This is a genomic window from Protofrankia sp. CiP1_Cm_nod2, assembly GCF_920664355.1.
Taxonomy (GTDB): domain Bacteria; phylum Actinomycetota; class Actinomycetes; order Frankiales; family Frankiaceae; genus Protofrankia.
In genome coordinates, this window is sequence record NZ_CAKKTL010000075.1 from 17,539 (window position 1) to 22,812 (window position 5,274).

The 5,274-nt window shown below is 62.4% G+C and carries 4 protein-coding genes; all 4 read left to right on the top strand.

From position 1 onward, the window contains the following. Nucleotides 1-820: hypothetical protein (locus NBW84_RS10780; protein WP_250284137.1), on the top strand; the 820-nt coding region annotated here is incomplete at its 5' end. Then, a complete protein-coding gene (locus NBW84_RS10785) occupies nt 807-2,348 on the top strand; it encodes a hypothetical protein (protein ID WP_250284139.1) in 1,542 nt (513 codons plus the stop codon). The genes NBW84_RS10780 and NBW84_RS10785, both read left to right, overlap by 14 nt. A gap of 50 nt (nt 2,349-2,398) precedes the next feature. Next, nucleotides 2,399-2,944 (top strand): hypothetical protein, encoded by a 546-nt coding sequence (locus NBW84_RS10790; RefSeq protein ID WP_250284141.1) that lies wholly within the window; start codon nt 2,399-2,401, stop codon nt 2,942-2,944. Between the two features lie 119 nt (nt 2,945-3,063). Continuing rightward, nucleotides 3,064-5,100, top strand: coding sequence for a TIR domain-containing protein (locus tag NBW84_RS10795; protein WP_250284142.1), 2,037 nt, complete (start codon nt 3,064-3,066; stop codon nt 5,098-5,100). The last annotated feature ends 174 nt before the right edge of the window (nt 5,101-5,274 follow it).

Here is a 5,274-nt window from a genome sequence, read left to right on the forward strand (position 1 = left end):
CGTCATCGCGGCGCACGGCTTCGACGAAGCACGCCGGACGTTTCTGCTGCCCTGGGCGGACAGCACCGCGCCCCGGCACCGGGAGGTGGCGGTCAGTGCGTTGAAGGTGCTTGACGGCGAGCCGGAGCTGGCTCCGCACGTGCACCGGATGGTGTTCGACTGGGGCACCCACAGCCAGCATCCGTTCCGCAGGCTGACCGCCGTGCGTGTCTGGGGCGCGGGCATCGGCGCCCGGATGCCGGAGCTCGCCCTCGACGCGCTGGGGACCTTCGCCGACTCGATGCCGGGTGACCATCAGGCCGCGAGCCCGTTGCGTCACGCCGTGGGCCTCAGCCTGCTCAACCTGTTCATCACCGGCGAGGCGAACGCGCGGCTCGTGCTGGACCGCCTGGTCGAGTGGAGCGGAACCGACAGGCGGCGGCAGGCTGTCGCGGCCGAGGGCTTCCTGCGGATCGCGGCCATGGCGGTCGCGACCGACACCGCGACCGGTTCGACCAGGCCAGCCCTGCTGAGCCTGGCGCTACGTGACACGAACCTGGTGGAGCCGGTCGCCACGCTCCTCCACCAGACCCAGAACAGCCGGCATGCGCAGGACCGGACGATGGAGGTGCTGCGTGGCTGGTATTTCAGAGCGGAAGGGGACAGCGAGCCCACCAGAGTACTTGTCGACATCGTCCTCGGCTCGCTGCGTAGCGGACGTGACTCCGAACGGTTGAGCTACTACCTCGACCGCTGGCAGGAGGACTTCCCCCAAGCCGTGGAACTTACCTATCAGCGATCGGAAGAAAGATCGGACGACGACAGCGATGACAACCGGTAACGGCAGCAGCCGAACTGTCATGTTCGTGTACGGAAACGGGCGAGGAGATTACCTGCCGCTCAACCAGGAGCCGACACTGGGGCAGCGGAAATGGGGTAGATACACCAACCGTCATGACGTGACGGGATCGGCGTTCGGCAGCTTCGAGGGGCATGCGCCCAGCCACCGTTCCAGCGTGAACTTCCGCTTCCGGGCCGGCTATCGCTGGGAGCTGGTGGACGCCGGGATCTGGTTGCGCGCCGGCTCGCCCGATCTCACTGCGGCGACCCAGGAGCTGTTGCTTGCGCACATCACAGGGATGACCGTCGCGATCGATCCGACCGAGACGGATGGAGGGCGGCAGAAAGTCGAGAAGACACTGGCCGGCCGTCTCGAGCTGTCCGGCCACGGCGCTTACGCGTCCCTGACGAGTTTCACCCTGTGGCCGGACATTCCCGAGGATCCGACAGCGCGGTCGGCCACCTTCGGTCAGGTGACCTGTCGCCTGCCCGCAGCGGACGGAGTGCTGCTCACCGTCGCGCTCGGCCTCTCCTGGCAGGTGGAAGACCGGGTGCGCTGGTACCTGGACCAGGTCAACGAGCCCGGGAAGCTGTGCGAGGAGATCCTCGTCCGCGAGGTGGGCGGGGTGATCGCGGCTTTCGAGTACGACCGCGTGGCCGAGGCCCAGGTCGCGGTGCTTTCGCGGTTGGCCGACAAGCCGATAGATCCCGGGCATGGCTTGGTGGTCAGTCTCAAAAGCGTCCGGGTCGAGTTCGGTGGACCGAGACAGCCGGTGGACACCTCGACCCGAACCGAGCCCTTCGTGACGAAGCTCTCGACCAGCGATTCATCGATCCTGGTGGATGCCGAGATCGACATTAGCTGGCGGATCCGTGACCCGGCTCTGTGGATGCGTAATCCTATCGATGATCCATCTGGCTGGTGCCAGCGGGAGGTTGCACAGTGGTTGCGTGAAATTACCAGAAGTTACAGTTGGAATAATCTGCGAGCTGCTGAGCAGGCGATCGACGAACGGATCTGTCGACGTACTTTCGCTGTCGGGGAGTGCATCGAGCTGACAGTCGCCGGTGTGCAACTGCGACCGCCGTCCGAGTTGGAGCAGCCCGCCAAGAGGATTGTCACCGAGGGGATCGAGAATGATATCACCAAGGCCAGGACAGTCGCGTCTCTGGCCAGAGCGCAGCTCATTCGGGAGGCGCTCGACAAGGGCCTCGACCCCGACGTGCTGCGAGTTGAGTTCGATCCGGCGGGCCCGGCCGTGCCACTGAGCAACCTGAGCGCCCGCCGCCACGCTGACGACCAGCGCAAGTTCGAGCTGCTCGTCATCGCGGCGGAGAAGGGGTGGCTGGAACACGACCTGGCTCAGCGGATCTTCGCGGCGGCCGGCGTGCTGCTTGGCACGGGTGATGATGCGGAGCAACGTCCACGGCTGGGCTATCGGGGCGGGGGGCTGCGTCGTGACGAGACGCGGTCTATCGACTCCCCGTCCAAGGGCTCGTCTTCCGATGAGCCGGACGAGCCCAGGTGACTGTCCCCCTGGCTGCGACCAGCGCGCTGCCCGACCTACCAGGACAGTCGGTGGTCGGGCAGATCGCGAAGTATCTGTTCGGCAAGTTCCCGGCCGGGCCGTGGACGCTTGCCGCGCAGGCGGTATGGGCACTGCTGCTGCTCTGGGTGGGTTATTGGCTGGCGGTTGTCGTTTGCCGGAAAACGGTGCCATGGCTGTTGCGCGAGTCGGTCGGCCCCGGCCGCACGGCAGTCTCCGGCCTCCGCTATCTGGGCCTTTTGATCGATTACGGCCAGGCTACGGCTTGCTGCAAGCTCGGGCTCCGGCCTGTCTACTGGTTCGGCATGCTGATCGACGATCTCGCCCGCGTCGCCGACCGGTTCGTTCGGCGGCTGCCGAGGTATGCGGCGGCGCCGCGGCGGTTTTCCAGGGGACTCGCTGTACTGGTGGTCTGCGCGACGCTGCTGTCATGGAACGGCTCGCGTTGCGCGTCCGGGCATGACCAGAGCTGTGTCCACCCCATCCGGCAATGGGCCAACGATGTCGACCGTGAATGGTCGCAGGTGAACTCGTCCACCCCGTCCGTATCAGAGCGGCCGCACCCGTCGAGGCAGTGATCCGCGACTCCGCTCTCTCTGTCTTCCGTCATCGCCGGTCCGCTTCCTTGGCACCGGCCTGAAGCGCCCGGGTTACGGGCGGCAACCTAGTTGGTCGCGACAGGAGTACAGTGAGGCCCGTGGGGCAGGACTCAAGTGAGCACCGCTGGGATTTCTTCGTGTCCTACGCACACGCGGACACATCCTGGGCCGAATGGATCGCCTGGACGCTGGAGGAAGCCGGCTATCAGGTGCTGCTACAGACATGGGATTTCGCACCCGGGACGAATTGGCTCCACAGCATACAGGAAGGTATCACGCGAGCCGATCGGATGCTTGTAATCCTGTCGAGCTCCTACGCTGCTTCAGTATTCGGACAGGCAGAATGGATGGCTGCCTGGAGCGCTGATCCACGTGGCTTTGCCAGGCGTGTGCTTCCGATCAGGGTTGACGATTCTCCTCCACCTGACCGGTTCATGCCAATTTTCTCTCTTGGTATTTTCGGTCTGGACGAGGTCGCCGCTCGGGAGAAATTGTTGTCCGGGGTGTCAGCGGTACTGCGCGGAGGAGCGGAACCGCCTACGGCACCACAGTTTCCAGCATCAATTTCTGTGAGGCCGGTATTGAGTGAGCGGGCGAAGCCTGATGTGGAGCCGAGCTTCCCAGGTGTCGACCTCGTCAGGGATGCGGCTAACCGACTGGAGGACGTCTTCCGGCCGGTGGGTGTCCCGACTGTCACCTTCGTGGCACCGGAAGAATACATACCTTTTCGTCTGGCGTTACGCCAGCATGGCCTCTGCATAGTTCTGGAAGGACCTTCCGGGATCGGTAAGACGACTCTCCTGAAATGTGCCATCGATCAGGACTCGCAGCGGCTCGAAAAAGTCGAGACGTACAGCGCTCGTATACCGGGAGATGTTGAACGGATCAGAAGGCTGCCCGCTGAAGGTCATGTCGGCCTGCTCGTGATAGACGATTTTCACCGCCTCCCCGAAGACCTTCAAGGTCGTATAGTTGACTACCTGAAACGTTTGGCCGACGATGCCGGATCTCCGGGAAAGCTCGTGATAGTCGGAATCCCGGACACCGCCGCCACGCTTGTCAGTATAAGTTTCGACATTGCGAACCGGATTCGTGTCTTCCGTCTTGGCCGAGCCGGTGAGAAGCAGGTGCTGGAACTTGTGGAAAAAGGTGAAGCCGCGCTCAACATATCGTTCGACCGAAGGCAGGAGATCGTCCAGGCCGCGGCCGGAAGCCTGATAACCGCTCAGTCCCTGTGTTCTCATCTAGTGATGATCGCTGGTGTTGAGGAGTCTAGGCTGACGCCAACGGTAGTGCAGGCGGAAATACCCACGGCCCGCGCGAACGTGACTAAGGAACTGAGAGACAAGTATGGATCCGCGGTCAACACGTTTGCCGCCATGGATGATCTCGATAAAGCGACCTGCATCGATCTGCTGTTGGCTCTCGGCCAGACGGAGGACGGAATCCTGGCGCTGGACGACGTCCAGAACCGATCGTCGGATCTCATGCCTACGATAGAAAAAATCTTCGTGACTTCCAGCTCGCCGGGCCTCGATCCAGACGGCTCGATCGCACGTCACTTCTTCTATGACTCCCGTGGCAGGCGAATAATCGCGGACGATCCCCAGTTGATATTTTTCCTACGTCAACTGCGGAGGGACGAGCTGTTGTCCATGGCGGGCAAGCGACTGCCGGTTCCCCGTGAACACGTGTTCATCTGCTACAGTCATGTCGATACGGACTGGCACGATCGTCTCCTTGTCCAGTTGACTTCACTGAAACGTGACGGCATTCTTGACATTTGGTCGGACAAGCGGATCGAGATTGGTGACGACTGGCGGGAAGAAATCAACGCCGCGCTCAGCCGGGCACGTTTCGCGGTACTACTCGTCAGCGGGGACTTTATTGCCTCCGAATTTATTCGAAAAGTAGAGCTTCCCGCTCTCCTGGCTGCTGCGAAAAGTGACGGCTGTCGTATTATACCGATCCTGGTTCGGGCCAGTACCTACAAAGAAATGCCGGAGTTGGAGCGCTTCCAGCATGTGAACCCAGGCGGAAAGACGCTGGCCTCGCTGTCCACGGAGGAAGCCGAGCAGGTGCTCGCGAACGTTGCACGTTCGATACTGAAATTCGCGAAGCGTAGGATGAAGTGAGAACGTGGCCCAGTCGATGGCTGGTAATCCGGTCTGAATTTGTCGCGAATTCTTGAACTGTGACCTTTTGTCGACTCATACTATTGAAGCCGAGGAGCGTCGCTACGACCGTTTGACCCCGCCCCAACACGATCATCCTATCGGAGCGTCGCTACGACCGTTTGACCCCGCCCA